The 22,575-nt window shown below is 53.7% G+C and carries 21 protein-coding genes; 14 read left to right on the top strand and 7 right to left on the bottom strand.

All coding sequences use genetic code 11. The features are described 5' to 3' along the window. Positions 1-14: 14 nt before the first annotated feature. The 3 genes from BM040_RS09795 (at position 15) to BM040_RS09785 (ending at position 3,028) form a co-directional block, all read left to right on the top strand. Positions 15-842 carry a phosphatidate cytidylyltransferase gene (locus BM040_RS09795; protein WP_092100638.1) on the top strand — a complete coding sequence of 276 codons (828 nt, stop codon included), beginning with the start codon at positions 15-17 and terminating at the stop codon, positions 840-842. Positions 843-947: 105 nt separating this feature from the next. Continuing rightward, positions 948-2,225: a Glu/Leu/Phe/Val family dehydrogenase gene (locus BM040_RS09790; RefSeq protein WP_092101453.1), complete on the top strand. Its 1,278-nt coding sequence runs from the start codon at positions 948-950 to the stop codon at positions 2,223-2,225. Between the two features lie 119 nt (positions 2,226-2,344). Beyond that, a complete protein-coding gene (locus BM040_RS09785; protein WP_092100636.1) occupies positions 2,345-3,028 on the top strand; it encodes a phosphatidylserine decarboxylase family protein in 684 nt (227 codons plus the stop codon). A 214-nt stretch (positions 3,029-3,242) separates the two neighbouring features. Here BM040_RS09785 and BM040_RS09780 read toward each other — a convergent pair whose 3' ends face one another. After that, entirely contained in the window at positions 3,243-3,725 is a 483-nt protein-coding gene (locus tag BM040_RS09780; RefSeq protein WP_092100634.1) for a GAF domain-containing protein, read from the bottom strand. A gap of 57 nt (positions 3,726-3,782) precedes the next feature. Beyond that, on the bottom strand, positions 3,783-4,814 hold the full coding sequence (gene ribD / locus BM040_RS09775; RefSeq protein ID WP_092100632.1) for a bifunctional diaminohydroxyphosphoribosylaminopyrimidine deaminase/5-amino-6-(5-phosphoribosylamino)uracil reductase RibD: 1,032 nt from the start codon (positions 4,812-4,814) through the stop codon (positions 3,783-3,785). 237 nt (positions 4,815-5,051) lie between these two features. Here ribD and prmC point away from each other — a divergent pair, with 237 nt between their 5' ends. The 6 genes from prmC to rfbA all read left to right on the top strand — a co-directional run bounded on the left by prmC (position 5,052) and on the right by rfbA (position 11,422). Beyond that, positions 5,052-5,906, top strand: coding sequence for a peptide chain release factor N(5)-glutamine methyltransferase (gene prmC / locus BM040_RS09770; protein ID WP_092100630.1), 855 nt, complete (start codon positions 5,052-5,054; stop codon positions 5,904-5,906). 199 nt (positions 5,907-6,105) lie between these two features. Beyond that, positions 6,106-7,395 carry a nucleotide sugar dehydrogenase gene (locus BM040_RS09765; protein ID WP_092100628.1) on the top strand — a complete coding sequence of 430 codons (1,290 nt, stop codon included), beginning with the start codon at positions 6,106-6,108 and terminating at the stop codon, positions 7,393-7,395. Between the two features lie 3 nt (positions 7,396-7,398). Beyond that, the gene (gene galE / locus BM040_RS09760) at positions 7,399-8,433 is read left to right on the top strand and encodes a UDP-glucose 4-epimerase GalE (RefSeq protein ID WP_092100626.1); all 1,035 of its coding nucleotides are present in this window, start codon (positions 7,399-7,401) and stop codon (positions 8,431-8,433) included. Positions 8,434-8,435: 2 nt separating this feature from the next. Beyond that, positions 8,436-9,485 (top strand): dTDP-glucose 4,6-dehydratase, encoded by a 1,050-nt coding sequence (gene rfbB, locus BM040_RS09755; RefSeq protein ID WP_092100624.1) that lies wholly within the window; start codon positions 8,436-8,438, stop codon positions 9,483-9,485. Positions 9,486-9,505: 20 nt separating this feature from the next. Next, the gene (locus tag BM040_RS09750) at positions 9,506-10,528 is read left to right on the top strand and encodes an SDR family oxidoreductase (protein WP_092100621.1); all 1,023 of its coding nucleotides are present in this window, start codon (positions 9,506-9,508) and stop codon (positions 10,526-10,528) included. A gap of 24 nt (positions 10,529-10,552) precedes the next feature. Further along, entirely contained in the window at positions 10,553-11,422 is an 870-nt protein-coding gene (gene rfbA, locus BM040_RS09745) for a glucose-1-phosphate thymidylyltransferase RfbA (protein WP_092100619.1), read from the top strand. 58 nt (positions 11,423-11,480) lie between these two features. Here rfbA and chrA read toward each other — a convergent pair whose 3' ends face one another. Both chrA and BM040_RS09735 read right to left on the bottom strand, forming a co-directional pair. After that, the gene (gene chrA, locus BM040_RS09740) at positions 11,481-12,650 is read right to left on the bottom strand and encodes a chromate efflux transporter (protein ID WP_092100617.1); all 1,170 of its coding nucleotides are present in this window, start codon (positions 12,648-12,650) and stop codon (positions 11,481-11,483) included. An 81-nt stretch (positions 12,651-12,731) separates the two neighbouring features. After that, on the bottom strand, positions 12,732-13,718 hold the full coding sequence (locus BM040_RS09735) for an isopenicillin N synthase family dioxygenase (RefSeq protein WP_092100615.1): 987 nt from the start codon (positions 13,716-13,718) through the stop codon (positions 12,732-12,734). Between the two features lie 117 nt (positions 13,719-13,835). Between BM040_RS09735 and BM040_RS09730 the strand changes: the two genes are divergently transcribed. From BM040_RS09730 to BM040_RS09720, 3 genes are all read left to right on the top strand, one after another. Next, entirely contained in the window at positions 13,836-14,678 is an 843-nt protein-coding gene (locus BM040_RS09730) for a hypothetical protein (protein ID WP_092100613.1), read from the top strand. Between the two features lie 95 nt (positions 14,679-14,773). After that, positions 14,774-15,175, top strand: a complete 402-nt coding sequence (locus BM040_RS09725) for a hypothetical protein (protein ID WP_092100611.1) — start codon at positions 14,774-14,776, stop codon at positions 15,173-15,175. 253 nt (positions 15,176-15,428) lie between these two features. Next, positions 15,429-15,863 carry a lipocalin family protein gene (locus BM040_RS09720; RefSeq protein ID WP_092100609.1) on the top strand — a complete coding sequence of 145 codons (435 nt, stop codon included), beginning with the start codon at positions 15,429-15,431 and terminating at the stop codon, positions 15,861-15,863. A 92-nt stretch (positions 15,864-15,955) separates the two neighbouring features. Here the strand turns inward: BM040_RS09720 and floA are convergent, their stop codons facing one another. The 3 genes from floA to proS all read right to left on the bottom strand — a co-directional run bounded on the left by floA (position 15,956) and on the right by proS (position 19,099). Continuing rightward, positions 15,956-16,957, bottom strand: a complete 1,002-nt coding sequence (gene floA / locus BM040_RS09715; RefSeq protein ID WP_092100608.1) for a flotillin-like protein FloA — start codon at positions 16,955-16,957, stop codon at positions 15,956-15,958. A gap of 14 nt (positions 16,958-16,971) precedes the next feature. After that, complete coding sequence (locus tag BM040_RS09710; protein ID WP_092101451.1) at positions 16,972-17,445, bottom strand: NfeD family protein; 474 nt, start codon at positions 17,443-17,445, stop codon at positions 16,972-16,974. Positions 17,446-17,620: 175 nt separating this feature from the next. After that, positions 17,621-19,099 (bottom strand): proline--tRNA ligase, encoded by a 1,479-nt coding sequence (proS, locus tag BM040_RS09705; protein ID WP_092100592.1) that lies wholly within the window; start codon positions 19,097-19,099, stop codon positions 17,621-17,623. 194 nt (positions 19,100-19,293) lie between these two features. Here proS and BM040_RS09700 point away from each other — a divergent pair, with 194 nt between their 5' ends. Both BM040_RS09700 and BM040_RS09695 read left to right on the top strand, forming a co-directional pair. Next, on the top strand, positions 19,294-20,568 hold the full coding sequence (locus BM040_RS09700) for a hypothetical protein (RefSeq protein WP_092100589.1): 1,275 nt from the start codon (positions 19,294-19,296) through the stop codon (positions 20,566-20,568). A gap of 26 nt (positions 20,569-20,594) precedes the next feature. Further along, on the top strand, positions 20,595-22,136 hold the full coding sequence (locus BM040_RS09695; RefSeq protein ID WP_092100587.1) for an OmpP1/FadL family transporter: 1,542 nt from the start codon (positions 20,595-20,597) through the stop codon (positions 22,134-22,136). The last annotated feature ends 439 nt before the right edge of the window (positions 22,137-22,575 follow it).

Genomic DNA, 22,575 nt, shown 5'->3' with positions numbered 1-22,575 from the left:
GCGTAAGTCATGGCATGAACAATAAGCTATCAACTCTAAGCAATCTAAATCAACGACTTATTGTAGGGGTACTGGGCGCCGCGGTGTTTATCGGCGGCATCTGGTTTAGCGAGTGGACCTATTTTCTGCTCTTTCTGGGGCTCACGCTGCTGGGCATCGCCGAGTTCTATACGTTGGTGGGCGTGCAGGGCATGCGGGCTAACAAGCCGCTGGGGCTGCTGCTGGGCGGCGTGTTCTTTACCTCCATGTTCCTGGTGCAGAAAGACGTTGCCCCAGGCGAGTTGCTTTTCCTCTCGCTGCCGCTGCTGTTTCTGGTATTTATCTACGAAATGTACCGCAAGAAACCCCAGCCTTTCACTAACATAGCCTTTACGATAACGGGCGTTGTTTACATAGCCGTGCCCTTTGGCTTGCTGAACCTGCTGGGCTACTACGGGGAGGAGTATAGCTGGCAACCCATACTTGGCCTGATGCTGCTGATCTGGGCTTCCGACACCGGGGCCTATATTTTCGGGAAGAACTTCGGCAAAAACAAGCTCTTCGAGCGCATATCCCCCGGAAAGACCTGGGAAGGCTGGGTTGGCGGCACGCTGGTGACGATGCTGGTGGGGTATGGCCTCTCACATGTGTTCCTCGATTTAGAACAATACCAGTGGCTGGGCGTATCCATCATTGTGGGCATTGTGGGAGTGCTGGGTGATCTCTCGGAGTCGATGCTGAAGCGCAGCCTGGGAGTAAAGGATTCTGGCACGCTGCTGCCCGGCCATGGCGGCATCCTGGACCGCTTCGATAGTCTGCTGATGGTCATCCCGTTCGTGGTCGCCTTCCTCGAAATCTTCTAAAAAATTTGTTGCCCGCTCTTAGGAGGTTGCAAGTTTAATTCTCAACTTTGCCCCGTATTTTAATTCACTGATTAATTACTCACTAATAAAAATTTAGAGTAGATGATGTTATACAAAGAGCCAGCTCCGATTAAGGATAAGGAAAATCCTTTCGAGTCGATGATGTCGCGCTTTAACATAGCGGCGGAGGTGCTGGGGTTGGATGAGGAAGTATACAACGTACTCAAGTCTCCAACACGTCAGGTAATCGTGAACGTGCCCGTTACCATGGACGACGGCAAAGTGCGTGTGTTCGAGGGCTACCGCGTGATTCACTCCACTATCCTGGGGCCGTCCAAAGGCGGTATCCGCTACGCGCCGGATGTATTCCTGGATGAGGTGAAGGCCCTGGCCGCCTGGATGACCTGGAAATGCGCCGTGGTGGACATCCCGTACGGTGGTGCCAAAGGCGGTATCATCTGCGACCCCTTCTCCATGTCGGCCGGTGAAATTGAGCGACTGACCAGAGCCTATACGTCGGCTTTGCAGGATATTTTTGGCCCGGACCGCGACATTCCTGCCCCGGATATGGGCACGGGGCCTCGCGAAATGGCTTGGCTGATGGACGAGTACTCCAAGACTAAAGGCTCTACAGAGCATGCGGTGGTAACAGGTAAGCCATTGGTGCTGGGTGGCTCGCTGGGCCGCGTAGAGGCAACGGGCCGCGGCGTGATGGTGTCGGCCATGGCCGCCATGAACAAACTGGGCATGGATCCCGCCAAGTCTACGGCTGCGATACAGGGCTTCGGCAACGTAGGCGCCTGGGCGGCAAAGCTGATGAATGACCGGGGCGTGAAGATTTTAGGCGTTAGCGACATTAGCGGAGCCTACTGGAACGACAACGGGATTGATATTGATGAGGCTATAGAGTATAAAAACGCGCACAACGGCCGCTTGGAAGGTTACAAGGGAGCAGAGCTGATGGATGACCCGGGCGACCTGCTGACAGCTAAGGTGGATGTGCTGATACCTGCCGCCGTGGAGGACGTGATCACCATCCACAACGTGGACAAGATACAGGCCCGCCTGATTGTAGAGGGTGCCAACGGCCCTACTTCTTACAAAGCCGATAACATCATCAACGAGAAGGGTATCATGGTCGTGCCGGACATCCTGGCGAACTCAGGCGGTGTTACCGTGTCATATTTTGAGTGGGTGCAAAACCGCATGGGCTTTAAGTGGACGCTGGACCGCGTGAACGAGCGCGCCGAGCGTATTATGAACGAGGCTTTCGAGCGTGTTTACGCTGCTTCTCAGAAGTATAACGTGCCAATGCGTATCGCAGCCTACATTGTAGCCATCGATAAAGTGGCCATGACGTACAAGTATCGCGGGGGCTTCTAAAAGATTTTTAGAGGAATATTCCGGATATTATATAATTTTGAAGCAGGTAATAGCCCATCCACGTAACTGGATGGGCTATTATGAGTTTATATAGTACCTGCGGCAAACAATAGCATCGAATGAAAATCCATAAGGAAGGAAGGAAAATACTATTTTTTACTTTACTGGCGCTTGTAGTGCTGAACCTTTTGCTCTACAATTTCAATGCTGAGAATGGCACCTTCAACAGGGTGTTCTCTGGCGTGTCTGCCGTTCTCTTCCTGTTGATCCTGCAGTTTTTCCGCAGTCCCTACCGTACGCTGCTGCTGCACGAGGACTTAATCATAGCCCCTGCCGACGGAAAGGTGGTAGTGATTGAGGAAGTGGAGGAGCCGGAGTACTTTAAGGACAAGCGCAAGCAGATTTCCATCTTCATGTCGCCGATAAACGTGCACATTACGCGCAACCCCGTTTCCGGCATTGTGAAGTACTTTAAATACCACCCGGGCAACTACTTTGTGGCCTGGCACCCAAAGTCGAGCACGCAGAACGAGCGCACCACGGTGGTGGTGGAGTCTACTGCCGGACCGGAAGTGTTGTTCCGCCAGATTGCCGGAGCCATGGCACGCCGTATTGTGTGGTATGTAAACGAGGGCGATGAGGTAAGCCAGGGCGAGGAGTTCGGCTTTATCAAGTTCGGCTCGCGCGTGGATATCTTCCTGCCGCTGGATACAGAAATCAAAGCGGAACTGGGACAAAAAACCAAGGGAGGGCAAACCGTCATCGCCCAGCTGAAAACCCCGCCACCGACCTTGTTTGGGTAAGCTTTACCTGGCAAAGGACGATTAAGCTAAAGAGAAATATGAAAAGGCCGCTGCAGGTTATACTTGCAGCGGCTTTCTTTTTTTGTCTGAATCAGGATTTGCAGAATTAATGGATGGTCAGGATTCAGTTGATGAATGCCCTTGCCTATACTGCTATTATACTTGCGACAGGAATATCCATCCAATAACGAATAACGATCAACTAATAACGAAACTAGTACCAGCTCTCCACCAGCTTCATCAGCTGCTCCAGGTATTGCTGGTCCACTTCGTCAAAGTCGTTGAGCTTATCGCTATCCACGTCCAATACCAGTTTTACCTCGCCGTCTTTTATGGCTGGCAACACAATCTCCGATTTAGAGTCGCTGCTGCAGGCAATGTGGCCCGGGAAGGCTTCTACATCCGGCACGAGTATGGTTTTCTGCTGGGTGTAGCAGGCACCGCAAACCCCTTTATGGTAGGGGATGCGTGTGCAGGCAATTGGCCCCTGGAAAGGCCCCAGCACCAGTTGTCCCTCCTTGTTAAAATATACCCCCACCCAAAAGAAACCCATGCCCTGGCGCAACGCGGCCACCATGTTTGAGATGTTGGCAATCAGGTCTGTTTCGCCAGCGGTCAAGGCTTCTATCTGCGGAAGCAGCGCTTTATACTTTTCTTCTTTGCTGAGGTTTGTGTCTATAATTAATGACTCGGCCATACTTTAATTTTGAATGAGTGTATGAGTGAATGTGTGATTATTGGTCAATGATAACTGTTAACTGTTCCGGTAGTGCAACAACTGGTCAGTGCCTAAAGTTTGAATGCCCTGTAGCCGGCCGTGCGCCATGACAGGGGCTTTTATGCCCTCCCCAAGTGTTTTTTGCTGGCTCTTAAACACAAGCGCCTCATCCCAGAGGTTTGCCTGCAGCAAGCTCTCCAGCAGGTAAGTCCCTCCCTCCACCATCACTGATAACACGTTGCGCTGGTGCAGGTCCTGCATAATTTGCGGAAGCAGTGGCGCCTCCTCCTGAAGCTGCACAAAGTATAAATTCTCCTGATCCTGCTGCTGTTTATAAGTATAAACCACCGTCGGCTGGGCACCATCAAAGAGGTGCAGGTGCAGGGGCAGCTGCAAAGCCCGGTCAATGATTACGCGTAGCGGATAGGGCCCGTGCCACGCCCGCACGTTTAGCTGCGGGTTATCATGAAGCGCGGTGCGGGTGCCCACCATAATAGCTTGTTCTTCTGTGCGCCACTTGTGCACCAATCGCCTGGCCAGCGGCCCGCTGATCTGCTCCTGTTTATAGTTAGCCGCTGCAATAAAGCCGTCTGCTGTTTCGGCCCATTTCAAAAGTATAAACGGCCGCTTTTGCGCGTGAAAAGTGAAGAAACGTTTATTCAGCTCCAGCCCCTCCTGCTCCAGTACGCCTACTTTTACCTGGGCACCAGCATCGGTTAATTTTTTTATGCCACGCCCTGCCACCAGCGGGTTCGGGTCTGTGTTGCAAATCACCACATCCTTTACCCCATGAGAAACGAGCATGTCGGCGCAGGGAGGCGTTTTGCCAAAATGCGAGCAGGGCTCCAGCGTAACGTACACCCGGCTTTCGGGGAGCAGGCTTTTGTCCGCCACGGCAGCAACGGCATTCACCTCGGCATGGGGGCCGCCATACTGCTGGTGCCACCCCTCCCCAATGATTCTTCCATTGTGTACCACCACGCAACCCACCATCGGGTTTGGTGAAGTATAACCTCCGCCCAACTGTGCCAGCTCCAGGGCGCGTCGCATGTATCGTTCGTCAGACATAGGGGAGAGTTTAGGAGTTAAAGAGTTGGGAATTTAGAAGGCTAAAAAGTGAAAAAGGAAAGCAGTAATCAGGCGCTATTCTTTTGTATCTAAGGAGTCATAACTCTTGGTTAGGTAAACTCTTATAGTTAGGGAAAGGTCAAGGCGCCATAATTTTCTAACTTTTTAACCTTCTAACTTTCTAACTCAGAAAGTTCTACTTTTGCAAAGATACCGAAATCAACAGAAAGTATAGACGTGGCAACCGTTCAGCAGTTACAGCAGCACATCCGGGAAAGTATAAAAGTGGCGTATCCTGAGCCGGAGGCGGGAAGTATAGCCCAACTGGTGCTGGAGCACGTGCTGCAGAAAAACCGCATGCAGCTGTCGCTGGCACAGCAGGAAGTGGTAAACCCGGAACAGGAGGCACAGCTAAAGCAGAAGGTAGAGCGGTTGCAGCGGCAGGAGCCGGTGCAGTACGTACTGGGGGTGGCGCATTTTTATGGCTTGGAGCTGCAGGTGGATGAGCGCGTGCTGATTCCCCGGGCTGAGACGGAAGAACTGGTAGATCTGGTACTGCGGGAGCACAAAGGGCAGACAGGACTGTACGTGCTGGATATCTGTGCTGGGAGCGGTTGCATCCCGCTGGCCCTGGCGGCTAATTTGAAAAATGCCAAAGTATACGGGTTGGAGGTGTCGGAGGGCGCGCTGAAGGTGGCGAATGCGAATGCAGCAAAGTATAACCTGCCCATAACCTGGCTTCAGGCGGATATTTTTGAGCCGGTGCCGCGTATACATCCTGCCTCGCTGGACGTTATCACGAGCAACCCGCCCTATGTGCTGGAAGAGGAGAAAGGGCAGATGCGGGAGAACGTGCTGCAGTATGAGCCGCACCTGGCGCTGTTTGTGCCAGACCAGGACCCGCTGAAGTATTACAAAAGAATTGGCGAGGTGGCGCAACAGCTGCTGAAAGAGGGAGGAACGCTATACTTTGAAATAAATGAGCGCTATGGGCATCAGGTGAGGGAGCTATTGTTGCAACTTGGTTTTACCGAAGCGACAATCGTAGAAGACCTGTTCGGGAAAGACCGTATCGTGCGGGGTATTAAGTAACACTTCTGAAAAACACTCCAAAATATCCGAAGTATTATTTATAATTGTACTTTTGTGGTAATTTTAGGCCCCAGCGGACGTTATCCATTTTAATGGATTATTTTGGGGCAATGCTAAGTGGGTTTAGCCCGTTCTAGCATAGATAAATGAGCCCCAGGTAGTTTGCGTAAAAATTCTAACATAACAAACGATATACAACGTGTACCAGGAAATACTAGACAAAGAAGCCAAACTTGCTGTCATTGGGTTAGGCTATGTGGGATTGCCAATTGCGCTTGCCTTCGCTAAAAAAGTTAAAGTGATTGGGTTCGACATCAACTCCAAACGTGTGGAGATGATGCGCAACCACATAGACCCGAGCGGTGAGTTGGAGAGCAGTGAGTTTGAGGGAGCGGACATTGTGTTTACTGATAGCCTGGACGTACTGCGCGAAGCGCGCTTCTTTATCGTGGCCGTGCCAACGCCGATCGATCAGCATGCGCAGCCTGACTTGAAGCCTTTGCTGGCAGCCTCTACCACGGTAGGCAAAGTGCTGAAGAAAGGCGATTACGTGGTGTTTGAGTCTACAGTATACCCTGGCTGCACGGAAGAGGATTGCGTGCCGGTGCTGGAGCGCGAGTCGGGCCTCAAGTTCGGCGCTGACTTTAAGGTAGGTTACTCGCCGGAGCGCATTAATCCAGGTGACAAAGAGCACACGCTGGCTAAAATCGTGAAGGTGGTATCCGGCTGCGACGCCGAGTCTGCCGAGGAGATTGCCAAAGTATACGAACTGGTGGTGGATGCCGGCGTACACCGTGCCTCTTCCATTAAAGTAGCCGAGGCGGCCAAAGTAATCGAGAACACGCAGCGCGACCTCAACATCGCCCTGATGAACGAGCTTTCCATCATCTTCGACAGGATGAACATCAATACCTACGAGGTGCTGGAAGCTGCCGGTACGAAGTGGAACTTCCTGCGCTTTTCTCCGGGCCTGGTGGGCGGCCACTGCATCGGCGTGGACCCATATTACCTGACCTACAAAGCCAAAGCGTTGGGTTACGACGCCAAGGTAATCCTAAGCGGCCGCACGACCAACGACACCATGGGCGCGCATATCGCTAACAAACTGGTGAAGATGATGATCATGCGTGGCAAGAACATTTCGCAGACGAAAGTGCTGGTGATGGGGGCTACATTTAAAGAGAACGTGGAGGATATCCGTAATTCGAAGGTGGTGGACGTGATCCGTGAACTGCAAAGCTTCAACGTGAACGTGGAAGTAGTAGACCCATACGCTAGCTCCGAGGAACTGCAGCACGAGTATGGCTTTGGCTTGGTAGAAGAGGCTGGTAAGGATTATGATGCCGTGGTGGTGGCCGTGCCGCACAAAGCTTATATGGAGCTGGATGAGAACTACTTTAAGTCGATTATGAACGGTAGCCCGATCCTGGTGGATCTGAAAGGCATCTTCCGTAACAAAATCAAGGATATAGAATATACAAGCTTATAAATTTTGGCAAACGCAAAGATTTTGGTAACCGGCGGGGCCGGCTATATTGGCTCCCACACGGTGGTAGAGTTGGTGGAGGCAGGCTATGAGCCGGTGATCATCGATAACTTTTCGAACTCCGAAGAAAGTGCGCTAGCGGGTATTGCTGCCATACTTGGCCGTGACATCCCTTGCCACCGCATCGACTGCACGGACGCTGAGGCCCTGCGCCAGGTGTTTAAGCAGGAGCAGAACATCCAGGGCGTAATTCATTTTGCCGCCTATAAGGCCGTGGGTGAGTCGGTAGCAGAGCCGCTGAAGTACTACCACAACAACGTGGGCTCGCTGGTGGCGCTGTTGCAGGTGATGGAGGAGTATAAGGTAGACAACCTGGTGTTCTCTTCTTCCTGCACCGTGTACGGTATTCCGGAGCAACTGCCCGTAACGGAGGAAACCCCGGTACAGAAGGCTAATTCCCCGTATGGCAATACCAAAAAAGTATGCGAGGAGATCCTCACGGACCTGGCCAACAGCGGCAATAGCAGCATCAAAGCCACTGCTTTGCGTTACTTTAACCCGATCGGTGCACATCCTTCCGCCAGGATAGGAGAGCTGCCACTGGGCGTGCCAAACAACCTGGTGCCATTTATCACCCAAACTGCCGCTGGCATTCGCGAAGAGTTGACTGTGTTTGGCGATGATTACGATACCCCGGACGGTACCTGCATCCGCGACTTTATCCATGTAGTAGACCTGGCCAAAGCACACGTTGTGGCGGTGGAGCGCCTGCTGCAGGGTAAAGCGCAAAGTATAGAATTCTTCAACGTGGGCACCGGAACAGGCTATAGTGTGATAGAAGCAATCAGCGCATTTGAAAGAGCATCCGGCCAGAAGCTGAACTATAAAGTTGGTCCACGCCGTGCCGGCGATGTGCCGAAGATCTACGCCGACGTAACCAAATCAACCAAAGAACTAGGCTTTAAAACTACCAGTACCTTGGAAGAAGCCATGAAAAGCGCCTGGGACTGGCAATTAACCCTTCAGAAAACAGAAGTATAAGCATGAAAATATTAATTACGGGCGGCGCGGGCTTTATTGGCTCGCACGTGGTACGCCTGTTTGTGACCAAGTACCCGAACTACCAGATTTACAACCTCGACAAGCTGACTTACGCCGGTAATCTGGCCAACCTTTCAGACATCGAGGACAAGGAGAATTATACTTTCCTGAAGGGTGACATAGTAGATGCGGACTATCTGGAGGAGATCTTCTCCGCCTATAAGTTTGATGCCGTAATTCACCTGGCCGCCGAGTCGCATGTGGACCGCTCGATCTCCGACCCCCTGGCCTTTGTGCAGACGAACGTGATCGGCACGGTGAACCTGCTGAACGCAGCCCGTAAGCACTGGGCCGATGATCTAAGCAAGCACCTGTTCTACCACATCTCCACCGATGAGGTGTATGGCTCGCTGGGAGAGGACGGACTCTTCACAGAGGAAACGGCCTACGATCCGCGCTCGCCATACTCTGCTTCTAAAGCCAGCTCCGACCATTTCGTGCGTGCCTGGTACCATACTTACGGGCTGCCTGTCAAGATCTCCAACTGCTCGAACAACTACGGGCCAAACCACTTCCCCGAGAAGCTTATCCCGCTGGCTATCTACAACATCAAGAACGAGCGGCCGGTGCCGGTGTACGGCAAGGGCGAGAACGTGCGCGACTGGCTCTACGTGCTGGACCACGCCCGCGCCATCGACCTAATCTTCCACGAGGGCAAGGTGGGCGACACCTACAACATCGGCGGCGTGAACGAGTGGAAGAACATCGACCTGATCGAGCTGCTCTGCGACCAGATGGATGAGAAACTGGGCCGCGAGAAAGGTCACTCCAGAAAGCTGATCACGTTTGTGAAGGATCGCGCCGGCCACGACCTGCGTTATGCTATCGACTCCTCCAAGCTGATGGATGAGCTGGGCTGGAAGCCGTCCGTAACCTTTGAGCAGGGTTTGAGCAAGACGGTTGACTGGTACCTGGAGAACCCCGAGTGGCTGGAGAACGTGACCTCAGGCAACTACCAGAGCTACTACGAGCAGCAGTACACGCATCGGTAAGTATAGACTTTAACAATATTATGTACGATTCCCCATTTCACGACCAGCCCCTCGATGGGCTGTCGTTTTTAGTAACAGGCGGGGCCGGCTTTATCGGCTCTAACCTGGTGGAGTACCTTTTGAAGTATAAGGCAGGCAAGGTGCGCGTGCTGGACAACTTCTCCAACGGCTACCGCAAGAATATCGAGCAGTTTCTGGGCAACCCGGCCTTTGAACTGGTGGAGGGCGATATCCGCGACGTGCAGACCTGCATGGACGCCTGCCAGGGGATGGACGTGGTGCTGCACCAGGCGGCGCTGGGCTCAGTGCCCCGAAGCATCAACGACCCCATCACGAGCAACGACGTGAACGTGGGCGGCTTTGTGAACATGCTCACCGCGGCCAAGGAGCAGCAGGTCAAGCGCTTCGTGTACGCGGCCTCCTCGTCTACCTACGGCGACAGCAAGGAACTGCCCAAGGTGGAGGATCGTATTGGCAAGCCGCTCTCGCCCTATGCCGTGACCAAGTACGCCAATGAGCTGTACGCCGACGTGTTCGGCAAGACCTACGGCATGGAAATCATCGGGCTGCGCTACTTCAACATCTTCGGGCCCAGGCAGGACCCGAACGGCGCCTACGCGGCCGTCATCCCGCTCTTCATCGACGCGCTGATCCACAAACGATCTCCGAAATTCAATGGCGATGGGGGGCAGACCCGCGACTTTACCTTCGTGGAGAATTGCGTGCAAGCTAACGTCAAGGCTGCGTTGGTAGAGAGCCCAGAGGCGGTGAATCAAGTGTACAACATCGCCGTGGGTGACAGAACTTCGCTGCTGCAGATGTTCCACATCCTTAGGGAAACAGCCGGAGCTGACGTGGAGCCGGTACACGGCCCTGACCGCGCCGGAGACATCCGAGACAGCCTGGCCGATATTTCGAAAGCGCAGCGCCTCTTGAAGTATGACCCGCAGGTGCGCATCCAGGAGGGCCTGCAGCGCACGTTTGAGTGGTTTAAAGACAACCAAGAGTTTATTTACAGAGACACCAAGGCTGCTACCCTATAAAAGTAGAGCCGAAAACAGACACACATGAAAGGAATCATTTTGGCTGGAGGCTCGGGCACGCGGCTGCACCCGTTGACGTTGGCTGTGAGCAAGCAGCTCATGCCCGTTTACGACAAGCCCATGATCTATTACCCTCTCTCCACTTTGATGCTGGCGGGCATAAGGGAGGTGCTCATCATCTCCACGCCGCACGACTTGCCCCTGTTTGAGCGCCTGTTGGGCGACGGCTCGCAGATAGGCTGCAAGTTCAGCTACGCCGTGCAGGAGGTGCCCAACGGGCTGGCGCAGGCCTTCGTGATAGGGGAGGAGTTCATCGGAGAGGACAAGGTAGCCCTGGTGCTGGGCGACAACATCTTCTATGGGGCGGGCATGGGCTCAATGTTAAGGGAGAACGCAGACCCGGACGGCGGGGTGGTATACGCCTACCACGTGCACGACCCGGAGCGCTACGGGGTGGTGGAGTTCGACAGGGAGATGAACGCCGTCTCCATCGAGGAGAAGCCTAGGGAGCCAAAGAGCAGCTATGCCGTACCGGGGCTGTACTTTTATGACAACGAGGTGGTGGAGATAGCCAAGAACCTGGCGCCGAGCGCGCGGGGCGAGTACGAGGTGACTGACATCAACCGCGAGTACCTGCGCAGGGGCAAACTCAAGGTGGGCATCCTCAACCGGGGCACCGCCTGGCTCGACACGGGCACCATCCAGTCGCTGATGCAGGCGGCCACCTTCGTGCAGGTGATAGAGGAGCGGCAGGGGCTCAAGATTGGCTGCATCGAGGAGGTGGCCTGGCGCATGGGCTTTATCTCCGATGAGCAGCTGCGTGAAGTAGCCGAGCCCCTGAGAAAGAGCGGCTACGGCGAGTACCTGCTCCGAATGCTCAGGGAAAAAATGTAACGTACAGAAGGTCATCCGAAAGGGTGGCCTTTTTTGTTGAAGGGAGTAGTTTTTCATTTTACAACACAAACCCCAACAGCAACCCTGTAAGTATAAGTACAGGTGCAGGTACTTTGGTGAACATTAGCAAGCAGAAAGTACCCACTACAATACTAAAGTTGAGGGGGGAGCTCTCGATGGGGTGGTAGAGCAGGATGGCAGCGGCGACCACCATGCCGGAGCTTACGGCGCTAATGCCTTCCAGGGAAGCACGGATCACTCTATATTTTTTGAGCTCGTCCCAGAACCGAATCACAAAGAAAATAAGGAACGTACCTGGTAAGAAGATACCGACAGTAGCCACAAAAGAACCCAGGAGCTGCCCGGCTATACCATACTCGCGCATGGCCAGGTTGCCCACGAAGGAGGTAAAGGAGAAAGTTGGCCCCGGCAGTGCCTGCGCAATGGCGTAACCCGAGAGGAACTCCTCGCCAGTCAGGTAGCCCTTAAAGTCCACGAATTCCGTGTATAGCAGCGGAATAAGCACCTGACCGCCTCCAAACACGAGGCTGCCGTTACGGTAGAAATTTTCGAACAAGCGCACCGGCAACGACGAAGTATAAGCGCCCAGCAGAGCCGCCACAACCAGAACAGCCACATAAAGTATAAAATTGGCCCATTCTATGTGCAGGTGCTTGTCTTTCTCCTGGGGGTGTTGCTTAAAGCGGAGCGCGGTAACGGCGCCACCGGCAATCAGCATGGCCGAGAGCACCCAGGGCGAGTGGAAGAAGTAAGCAAGTATGGCCGAAACCACCATGAGGGCAACAGCCGTTTTGGTGTGGATGACCTTCTCGCAAATCTTATAGGCGGCATAGGCCACAAAGCCAACCGCCATGGGCTGTATGTACTTCAGGAAGCCAAGCGACACGCCCTGCCCCTGGAGGTATGAAATGACAACGGCGGCCAAGGCCATGAAAGTGGCGGCAGGTAAAATCCAGACCAGCAGCGTGAGGTACGCCAGGTTCGGGCCGCCTATCTTGAAGCCGATGGCCGTAAGGGTTTGCGTGGAGGTGGGACCGGGAAGTATGGAGCAAAGGGCGTTCAGCTCGATGAGTTCCTGCTCTGTGAGGTAGCGGCGTTTCTCCACCAACAGCTTAAACATCATGGCAATATGCGCCTGCGGCCCACCAAATGCGGTGAGGGCCAGAAGTAACACGTCTTTCAGGAAGATGTAGTAACGCAGGCTCATATGGCGTAAAAATATAAAAAGAGAGACAGCTTTTCGCTACCTCTCTTTTTATGTCAAATTAATTCATATCAGGCTTAAAGACTAGGCTTTCTTCAGCAGACCCAGCTCCACCAAGCGTTCGTTCAGGTACTCGCCCGCCGTGGCGTCCGGGTAGGCCTTTGGATTTCGCTCATCGATGCAGCTCTCCAGGCAGGTCAGGTCCATTTCGGAGCGGGGGTGCATGAAGAATGGGATAGAGTAGCGGGAGGTGTGCATGAGCTCGCGCGGTGGGTTAACCACACGGTGGATGGTAGACTTGAGCTTGTTGTTAGTGAGACGCGCGAGCATGTCGCCCACGTTTACCACCACCTGCTCCGGCAGCGCCGTAATCGGGATCCACTGGCCGTCGCGGCGAAGCACCTGCAGGCCGTCGGCGCTGGCACCCATCAGCAGCGTGATAAGGTTAATGTCGCCATGCTCGGCGGCACGAACGGCATCGGCTGGCACACTATCCGGATCCTCAATTGGGAAGTAGTGGATAGGGCGCAGGATGCTGTTGCCATACTTTACCTTCTCATCGAAGTAATCCTCCTCCAGGCCCAGGTGAATGGCAATGGCGCGGAGCACCTGCTTGCCGGCAGCCTCAAGCTTTCTGTAAGCTTCTAAAGTGGTTTCCTTGAAGCCCGGCACCTCCTCCGGGAAGATATTCTCCGGGTATTCTTTCTTAATCGGATCACTGTCCGGAATATCGCTCAGCTCCTGGCCTACGTGGTAGAACTCCTTCAGGTCGCCGGTGTTAAATCCTTTGGCCTTTTCTTTTCCTTTGCCCACATAGCCGCGCTGACCAGCAAGTTCGGGGTTCTCATACTTCTGCTTTACCTCGTCGGGCAATGCAAAGAACTCCTTGGTTGCCTTGTATAACTTATCGGTCAGCTCATCGCTGAGGCCGTGGTTGCGCAAGGCAATAAAGCCGATGTTCTGGTAGGCTTCGCCCAGCTTTTTAACAAATTGAGCCTTCCTCTCTGCATCTCCCGATGTGAAATCCGCCAGGTCCAGGGACGGGATCTCATCAAACAAAATCTCGCTCATACTCACTGGAATATAAATTTTTTCGTATACTTTAGTGTAATCTTTACGTAGTTCGCAATATACAAAGAATAATCGCTAAATTAGCTACACAAGAAACCAACAACATCCATTAGATACATGAAAAAAACGTACCTACTGCTGGCGTCGGCCCTGATGCTCACTTTCTCGGCCTGCGATACCGCACGCCAGACACAGGAAGCCGAAAACCAGACACCTACTACCCCCAGCGCCACAGCAGGGCCAACACCTTCGGGCGCTGTTATGAGTAAAGGCGGGCTGCGTGTGTATGCCTTTGATAACTCTCAGAAATATCCGGAGTCCCAGCTTCGCCTGAACACACCAGTAGCCGGGGGTGTGGTAGAGCCAGGGCCTGTTCAGTTCTCTTACTCGCTCTCAAACTTTGAACTGACGCGCATGACGCCGCACTCCAACTCGGAGCACATGGCCAACTCGCACCAGGGGCAGCATATCCACAACATCGTGGACAACGAGCCTTACACAGCGCATTACGAAACAGAGTTCACCAAGGAAATCAGTGAGGGCGAGCACGTAATTCTGTCGTTCCTGTCGCGCTCCTATCACGAGAGCCTGAAGCACAAGGGTGCCTACGACCTGCGCAAGATTACCGTGGGCAAGCCAACCCAAACACTGGAGTTCGACGAGAGCGCGCCGCACATGTTCTACAGCCGCCCGAAAGGTGAGTACGTAGGCCCGCAGGAAACCGAGAAAGTGATGCTGGACTTCTATCTGGTGAACACCGACCTCTCCACTACCGGCAACAAGGTGCGCGCCACCATCAACGGGACCGAGTTTGTACTGGACCGCTGGATGCCTTACATTATGGAGGGGCTGCCTATGGGTGAGAACAAGATAAAGCTGGAGCTGATTGACAACAACGGCAATGTGCTTCCAGGCCCGTTCAACACCGTAGAGAGAACCTTTACACTTAAATCAGAATAACTTTCAAAGTATAAGTATAAGGTATAAACAGCCCGCTTCTGCCATACAGGAGCGGGCTGTTTGTTTATAAAGTGTTGTACCAATGAGGTGATGTTATGAGTGCAAAGTGGGTGTTCCTGTTGATGTTGGGCGTGGCTGGGTGTGCTACAAGGCAGCCAGCCTATACTTCCTCCGGCAAAGAGGTGCTGACAGTGCAAAAGCAGGTGGAGCTGTATCGGAACAAACCTCCTATATGGCCGGCCAAAGGAAGGTTAGTCGTTATAGCCGATAAATTAGTTTTCATCCCTACACCGCATTTTGGTACACTTCACATCCATGGGCGAGATAGCACCTTTATACCTTTAGACGATGTGGCACGGCTGGAGGAGAAAAAGTGGCTGCTGGTTTTTCCCTTTAAGCTTCAAGTAATGACCCGTGACGGTCTGGGCTATACTTTTGTCTCCGTGCGGCGCGACAGGCTGGTAAGGGAAATCAGAAAGCTGCAGGGAGAAGAGTAAAATCTAAAAAGTATAAACATCCCGCTTCAGCCGAAAAGTAGCGGGAATTTCTTCGGTATAGGAAAAGTATAAATTGGCTTTGTATATTTTATTCTATATATTTAATAATATGCTGTAGTGCAATAGTATAGCGCTAGCCTGCTACCTACGGTAGCTTATCTCAAAATCAACTAAATCATAGCCTATGAAAACAACAAACTCTTGTTCGCTAATCATTCACAACTACTTGAATAAACCTAATTCCATTAAACTCATGATGAAGAAGCTTTTACTTTTGCCCATAGTGCTGCTGCTTTTGCTGACGGCCTGCAAAAAAGATGAAGACACAGAGCCTGCTGTAAGTGAGTTGATAAAAGGCCGCTGGGAACTGGTAACCTTTAAAAATGTTGTTTACGACGCCAAGGGTGAGAAAGTGCATGAAGCGGAGCTGGAGCTCAACATAAGCTACGAATTCACCGAGACCGAGTACCGCCTCACCACCAGCCAGGACGAGCGGACAGGCACCTACAGACTGTATAAAAAGGAGGGAAAGCAGTATATCTCCTTCGCTGATCATGAGGCAGGGCAAAGCCAGATTGCCTCTATTTCGGACACCAAGCTGGTGATAGTGCTGGAGTATGACGGTGGCGGACCTTCGTCTCAGTCAGGAAGCAGAACAGTTGTAACGCAGGAGTTTAAGAAGATGTAAACTTCTTCCGATAGGTAATAGCAAATTTAAAGTATAAAAAAGGGCCGCTCCATACTTTGGGGCGGCCCTTGCTGTTAGGTATAAACCAGGTTTTATTCCTTAGACCGGAGAGGGTTTCCGCTTCCTCCGCCACCCTGGTTCGGGTTGGCGATGTTACTGCGCATATCCGTGTCGGCCTGTATGTTTTGCATTTTGTAGTAGTCCATGATACCCAGGTTGCCGCTGCGGAAAGCCGCTGCGATGGCCTGAGGCACCTCCACCTCAGCTTGGATTACATTGGCGCGGGCCTCCTGCGCTTTGGCTTTCATTTCCTGCTCCACGGCTACGGCCATGGCCCGACGCTCTTCGGCCTTGGCCTCGGCCACTTTCAGGTCGGCGTTAGCCTGGTCAATCTGCAGCTTGGCACCAATGTTCTCGCCCACATCCACGTCGGCAATGTCAATGGAAAGGATTTCGTAGGCAGTGCCGGCATCCAGGCCTTTTTGCAGCACCAGCTTCGAGATGATGTCCGGGTTTTCGAGTACTACTTTATGCGAGCCGGATGAACCGATAGAGGTTACGATACCCTCGCCTACACGCGCAAGTATGGTTTCCTCGCCGGCGCCACCCACCAGCTGCATGATGTTGGCGCGCACCGTTACACGGGCCTTGGCAATTAGCTGGATGCCATCCTGGGCCACGGCGGCTACGTTGGGCGTGTTGATTACCTTCGGGTTCACCGATGTGGTTACTGCCTCAAACACGTTACGGCCGGCCAGGTCTATGGCAGTGGCTTGCTTAAAGGAAAGCGGGATGTTGGCCTTGTCGGCCGAGATAAGCGCCTTGATTACGTTGGGCACGTTGCCGCCCGCCAGGTAGTGTGTTTCCAGCTCGGTGGTGGTTACGTCTATGCCTGCCTTGGTCGCGTTGATCATGGAGTTAACGATAAGGCTTGGCGGCACTTTCCGGATGCGCATAAACACCAGCTCCAGCAGGCCGACCCGCACCCCTGAGAACAAGGCCGTTATCCAGAGGCTGATTGGTACAAAGTATAAAAAGATGATGAGCAGGATAATACCGCCTGCTATCAGAAATATGGGGGTTAAGTTTTCCATCTGTGTCTTTAAAATTAGGAGATTGCTTCTACGATGATTTTATTTTGATCCAGCTTTACGATGCGTATGGGGGTGTTGGGGGCCAAAAACTCACTACGGGTCTGCACTTGGTAGTGTCGCTCGGTAAACAGGGCGGTACCCTGCGGGCGCAGCGCCGAAACCGTCGTTCCTTCCTGCCCCACGGTGAGCGTATGCTGTTCGTCTTCGTTTACCCGGCTGCGGTTCTGTTCTTTCAGGGCAAAGCGTGTCCAGCTGTCGGAGCGGAAACTGTAGAAGAAAGCGATCCCTGCTACCAATACTGTGGTGGCAAGTATGACATGCCCGGTGTTGGTGCCCAGCGCCGCATACCCTATCCAAATCCCGATGGCCGTAAGTATAAAGCCAAGTATGCCCACCACCGTAGTGCCCGGCACAAATATTAGCTCCACCACAACCAGCAGCAGGCCAATACCGATCAGCGAAATCACTGTTATCCAATCCAGTAGCATAGGGCGACGGGTTATCATGTACAATATAGCAATTTCTTCATGATTTGTAAGTATAAATGCCGCAACAAAGTATAAGTATGGCCCAAAAACAGAAGCGCCACTCCTGGTTAAAGAAGTGGCGCCCTGAAAGTATGGCCGCTGCCGCAGGTTACGAATAACCGGTAAGGGGCAACAACTAGTATGCTTTGGCGAAGTATACGCGGCGCTTGCTCGGTTTGCCGGTCAGGATGTCCACGCCATCCTCTTCCGGCGTGTCCAGACCGATACAGCGGATGGTGGCCTTTGTTTCCTCCTTGATGCGCTCCTCTGTTTCAGCGGTGCCGTCCCAGTGGGCAAGCACAAAGCCGCCCTTCGTTTCCAACACTTCCTTAAACTCCTCATAAGTATCCACCTTAGTGGTATGTGCCTCGCGGTAAGCCAGGGCCTTGTTGTAAATGTTCTCCTGAATCTCGTCGAGCAGGGCCGGGATGTACGTGGCCAGGCTGTCAAAAGCCTGCGAGCTTTTCTCCTTGGTGTCGCGGCGGGCCAACTCGGCGGTGCCGTTCTCCAGGTCGCGGGCACCGATGGCGATGCGCACCGGCACACCCTTCAGCTCCCACTCAGCAAACTTAAAGCCAGGGCGCTCGGTGTCACGATCATCATACTTCACGCTGATGCCCTTGGCCAGCAGCTCACGCTTCAGTTGGTTCACCTTCTCGGTGATTTGGGCTAGTTGCTCCTCGCCTTTGTAGATCGGCACGATGACCACCTGGATAGGGGCCAGCTTTGGAGGCAGCACCAGACCTTCGTCGTCGGAGTGGGCCATTACGAGTGCACCCATCAGGCGCGTGCTCACGCCCCAGGAAGTACCCCATACGTGCTCCAGGCCACCATCCTTGGTAGCGAACTTCACATCAAATGCTTTGGCAAAGTTCTGGCCCAGGAAGTGCGAGGTGCCCGCCTGCAGCGCCTTGCCATCCTGCATCAGTCCTTCGATGCAATAAGTGTCCAGCGCACCGGCAAAGCGCTCGCTTGGCGTCTTCACGCCGCGCACCACCGGCAGGGCAATGTACTGCTCGGCAAAAGTGGCGTATACTTCCAGCATCTGCTCGGCTTCGGCAACGGCCTCCCCGGCGGTGGCATGGGCCGTGTGGCCTTCCTGCCACAGGAACTCCGCCGTGCGCAGGAACAGGCGCGTGCGCATCTCCCAGCGCACCACGTTGGCCCACTGGTTTACCAGGATAGGCAGGTCACGGTAGCTCTGAATCCAACCTTTGTAGGTATTCCAGATTACAGCCTCAGAAGTAGGTCGAACAATCAGCTCCTCTTCGAGTTTAGCATTAGGGTCTACCCGAAGTTTGCCGGGCTTGTCCGGGTCGTTTTGCAGGCGGTAGTGGGTTACCACGGCGCACTCTTTGGCAAAGCCCTCGGCGTTCTGCTCCTCGGCCTCGAACAGGCTCTTGGGCACAAACAGCGGGAAGTAGGCGTTTTCATGGCCGGTGGCCTTAAACATGTCGTCCAGCTGGCGCTGCATCTTCTCCCAGATGGCGTACCCGTACGGTTTAATCACCATACAGCCGCGCACTGCGGAGTTCTCGGCCAGGCCAGCCTTCTTCACCAGCTCGTTATACCACAAGGAGTAGTCGTCGCTTCTTTTAGGTAACCCTTTGCTCATTTTACTTTTATTTAACTTGATTATCTGATTATGAATTTCTTGGAACAGATTTTGCTAATTACAATATATAAAACCGGACATCGTTCCGCCTCAAAATTACGTTAATAATATTATACTATAGGCAAGGATTTGGCCATTTGTGCTTATCTTTGGTATAGAAGGAGTTATTACCCACAGAACATCAGCAGAAGGCCATGAAAAAATATACTTTACTTACCGTAGCCCCTGTGCTTGCCCTGCTGGCTGTAGGCTGTAGCAGCCCTGTTGCATTACAGTCGTCGGAGTACGATGACATGTATTACAGCTCTTCAGACCAGACCGTGTACGCACAGCCGCAGGCGCAGCAGCAGCCGGCGCAGGCCTACCAGCAATACGACAACAGCAGTAGCCAGCAGCAGGAGCAAGCGCTTGCCGAAGGCGAGGTGCTGAACCCGGAGTACTCTGAGAGCAACATTACCCAAAACTATAATGGAGATGAGTACTACGATGGCCGCAGCTACGACGAGCGCGACAACTGGTACCGCCCTAACTACTCGTATATAGACCCCTACTGGGGATCGTCTTACGTGCCGCGCCGCACGAGCTACGCGTTCTACGACCCATTCTATGACCCGTTCTACTACGATCCTTTCTACTACGACCCATTCTGGAGCAATGCCCGTTTCAGAACAGGCGTGAGCATCAGCTTTAGTTATGGCTGGGGCGGCGGATGGGGCAACCGGTTCTACGGCCACCCATACTATGGCTACAGCAACTGGTGGCCTAACAGCTACGGACACGGCTACTATAACGGCTATTACAGAGGCTTCTACAACGGCTACTACGCCCATGGCAACCCGTACGGGTATGGCTGGTATTCTGATAGGCCAGTAGTGGTTGGCAAGGCCAGCAGGGTGCAGTATGGCCCGCGCGACAGCCGCAACACCCAAACTATGGGCACTACCACCGGCAGACAGTCCAGGGACGGCGTTATTCGCACCGAGAGCACAGGCCAGCAGAGCGTAGGACGCCAGTCGCGCAGCAGCCGCAGCACGGTGGCCCCGGCTACCGGAGGCAAGCAGGAACTGCCGACAAGGCCAAGCCGCAGCAGCAGAAGCACCGTGCGTTCGCAGGAACAAAATGTCGTACAGCCCGCGCCGAGCAACAGCCGCAGCACACGCACTACCCGCGAGTACGTGCCGAGCCGTAGTTCAGAGCAGCCGCAGCAGCGCCGCGAAGTGCGTCCGCGCACCACAGAGCGTCAGCCAAGCCGTACAATTGAACGTAGCCAGCCTACCCGCAGGATAGAAAGCAGCCCGAGCCGCACGCAGGAAAGCCGCCCAGCGCGCACCTACGAAAGCCAGCCAAGCCGCAGCACGTTCGAGAGCCGTCCGAGTTCTAGTCCTAGCTCAAGTCCAAGTATGAACCGAAGCAGCGGTAGCTCGTCCTCATCAGGAGGTGGCGGACGCCCAACCCGCGGAAATAACTAGACGCATCGTAAAGAAACCATATCATCATGAAGAAGACACTATTGGCCAGCCTGGCGCTTATGCTGGGCTGGGGTGGTACTGCCTTTGCCCAAACGGAGCTTGACGCACTGCGCTACTCCCAGATGGGCGTTTTCGGTACCGCGCGTATACAAGGCATGGGCGGGGCACAAACCGCATTGGGCGCTGATATCTCCAGCCTTTCAGGCAACCCGGCAGGCTTAGGCATGTTCCGCCGCTCCGAGTTTACTGTAACGCCGGGGGTACAGTCGGTGAACACCAACACCTCTATACTTGGCGAGCGCAGCACCGGCAGCAACAGCAATTTCGTGTTCCCGCAACTGGGCGTGGTTATCTCTAACAGAAAAGGCGATAACGAGGGCAGCGACTGGCGCGGCGTTACCTTCGGGGTAGGCTTCACGAGGCTCAACAACTTCAACGAGCGCTATACTTCCTACCGCACCCAGTCCGGGGAGTTCGACCCAACCCTGGTGGAGTACTTTGCTGACCTGGCCTTTGAGAATGGCCGCACCCGCGCCAGCCTCGACCAGGAGTATGATGCCGGCATCAGCACCTTGGAGGGCCTGGCCTATGGCGGCTTTCTTTTTGATGTAACGGAAGACGACGAAATATTTGAGGTAGAGCGCATCGGAAGTATAACCCAGCGCGAGGAAATCATCCGCAAGGGCTCCCAGAGCCAAATCGATATTGGCGTGGGTACCAGCTACAAGGACAAGCTTTACATTGGTGCCTCCCTCGGCATCGTGACGGTGGATTTCTCGCAGGAGAGCATTTACTCAGAGGCCGAAGGCAGCTCCGGCACGCCGTTCACCAGTTTCGACTACGTGGATGAGTTCTCTACTTCCGGGGCTGGCGTAAACCTGAAATTAGGTTTGATTGCCCGTCCGACAGATGCACTTCGTCTGGGCCTGAGCATACAAACACCAACCGCTTATACGTTTGACGATGACTACCAGCGCCGCATCACCACCACGTTTAACGATGGCGTGGAGACAGCCGCGGAAGTGCCTGGCCAGTTCTCTTACCGGCTGGTAACACCTTTCAGGGCAAACGGTGGCATTGCGTACTTCCTCGGCAAGTATGGCTTTATTACGGCGGATGTGGAGTTTGTGAACTACAGCAAAGCCAAGTATAGGGAGGACGATGACTTCTCCTCAGGCGGCTTCTTCGACGACATCAACGATGGTATTGCCAGCAACAACGAATCGGCCATCAATTACAGAATAGGGGCGGAGGGACGCTTTGAGGTGTTCAGGCTGCGGGCCGGCTACGCCTTCAACGCCGATCCGGACAATGGCTCCAGCTACGATGCCGGCTTTATTAACTACAAGTATGGCGCAGCGCACCACTATACCGCCGGTGCCGGCATCAGGCTGAAAAACTTTTTCCTGGATGCCGCCTACGTGCACACGCAGCAGGACATTGACTACGCCCCCTTTGTGAGCGGCACGTCTTACTCGCCATACTCGCTGAAAACCACAAACGAGCCCCTGATGAACATTAACAAGAAGCAGAACTCTGTGGTGGTGACAATGGGTGTGAACTTCTAAAGTATAAACGTATAAAGTTAAGGCAGCGGCAGTACCGGTAAAGTGCTGCCGCTGCTGTTTTTGTGTAGTTTAATAGGGGAGGGGATTTATACTTGTTTCTGTTGTCATCTCGAGCAGCGCGAGAGATCTATCGGAATTCTAACCAGATCTCTCCCAGAGGTCGAGATGACAGTAGGGGCGGCGGCTATCATATTCATTCCCCCTTATTGCCTCAGCAAGCGATTGTCATCCCCCAGCCCCCTTCAAAGGGGGACTTTAGTTCCTGTTGCATTAGGAGCTGCTATTGATTCTGTTCCCAGTTTTTCTGGGAGGCGCCTTGTGAGATCCGGTGCCCGTTAAGGGCAGCTCGAGGTACGAGGGCAGGAGGGAACACAGCGCCGAGCAGGAAAACGAGGCCTCCCGGCCTGGGAGGGCACCAAAGCAGGAAATGAAACTTTAG

The sequence above is a fragment of the Pontibacter chinhatensis genome (assembly GCF_900113285.1).
GTDB classification, from domain to species: Bacteria; Bacteroidota; Bacteroidia; order Cytophagales; family Hymenobacteraceae; genus Pontibacter; species Pontibacter chinhatensis.
This window is presented reverse-complemented; position numbering and strand designations above follow the sequence as displayed.

Bases quoted from the DNA above. Each gene is read 5' to 3' on its own strand.
- BM040_RS09795 (WP_092100638.1), top strand. From the start codon at position 15: ATGAACAATAAGCTATCAACTCTAAGCAATCTAAATCAACGACTTATT.
- BM040_RS09790 (WP_092101453.1), top strand. From the start codon at position 948: ATGTTATACAAAGAGCCAGCTCCGATTAAGGATAAGGAAAATCCTTTC.
- BM040_RS09785 (WP_092100636.1), top strand. From the start codon at position 2,345: ATGAAAATCCATAAGGAAGGAAGGAAAATACTATTTTTTACTTTACTG.
- BM040_RS09780 (WP_092100634.1), bottom strand. From the start codon at position 3,725: ATGGCCGAGTCATTAATTATAGACACAAACCTCAGCAAAGAAGAAAAG.
- ribD (WP_092100632.1), bottom strand. From the start codon at position 4,814: ATGTCTGACGAACGATACATGCGACGCGCCCTGGAGCTGGCACAGTTG.
- rfbB (WP_092100624.1), top strand. From the start codon at position 8,436: ATGAAAATATTAATTACGGGCGGCGCGGGCTTTATTGGCTCGCACGTG.
- BM040_RS09750 (WP_092100621.1), top strand. From the start codon at position 9,506: ATGTACGATTCCCCATTTCACGACCAGCCCCTCGATGGGCTGTCGTTT.
- rfbA (WP_092100619.1), top strand. From the start codon at position 10,553: ATGAAAGGAATCATTTTGGCTGGAGGCTCGGGCACGCGGCTGCACCCG.
- chrA (WP_092100617.1), bottom strand. From the start codon at position 12,650: ATGAGCCTGCGTTACTACATCTTCCTGAAAGACGTGTTACTTCTGGCC.
- BM040_RS09735 (WP_092100615.1), bottom strand. From the start codon at position 13,718: ATGAGCGAGATTTTGTTTGATGAGATCCCGTCCCTGGACCTGGCGGAT.
- BM040_RS09730 (WP_092100613.1), top strand. From the start codon at position 13,836: ATGAAAAAAACGTACCTACTGCTGGCGTCGGCCCTGATGCTCACTTTC.
- BM040_RS09725 (WP_092100611.1), top strand. From the start codon at position 14,774: ATGAGTGCAAAGTGGGTGTTCCTGTTGATGTTGGGCGTGGCTGGGTGT.
- BM040_RS09720 (WP_092100609.1), top strand. From the start codon at position 15,429: ATGATGAAGAAGCTTTTACTTTTGCCCATAGTGCTGCTGCTTTTGCTG.
- floA (WP_092100608.1), bottom strand. From the start codon at position 16,957: ATGGAAAACTTAACCCCCATATTTCTGATAGCAGGCGGTATTATCCTG.
- BM040_RS09710 (WP_092101451.1), bottom strand. From the start codon at position 17,445: ATGCTACTGGATTGGATAACAGTGATTTCGCTGATCGGTATTGGCCTG.
- proS (WP_092100592.1), bottom strand. From the start codon at position 19,099: ATGAGCAAAGGGTTACCTAAAAGAAGCGACGACTACTCCTTGTGGTAT.
- BM040_RS09700 (WP_092100589.1), top strand. From the start codon at position 19,294: ATGAAAAAATATACTTTACTTACCGTAGCCCCTGTGCTTGCCCTGCTG.
- BM040_RS09695 (WP_092100587.1), top strand. From the start codon at position 20,595: ATGAAGAAGACACTATTGGCCAGCCTGGCGCTTATGCTGGGCTGGGGT.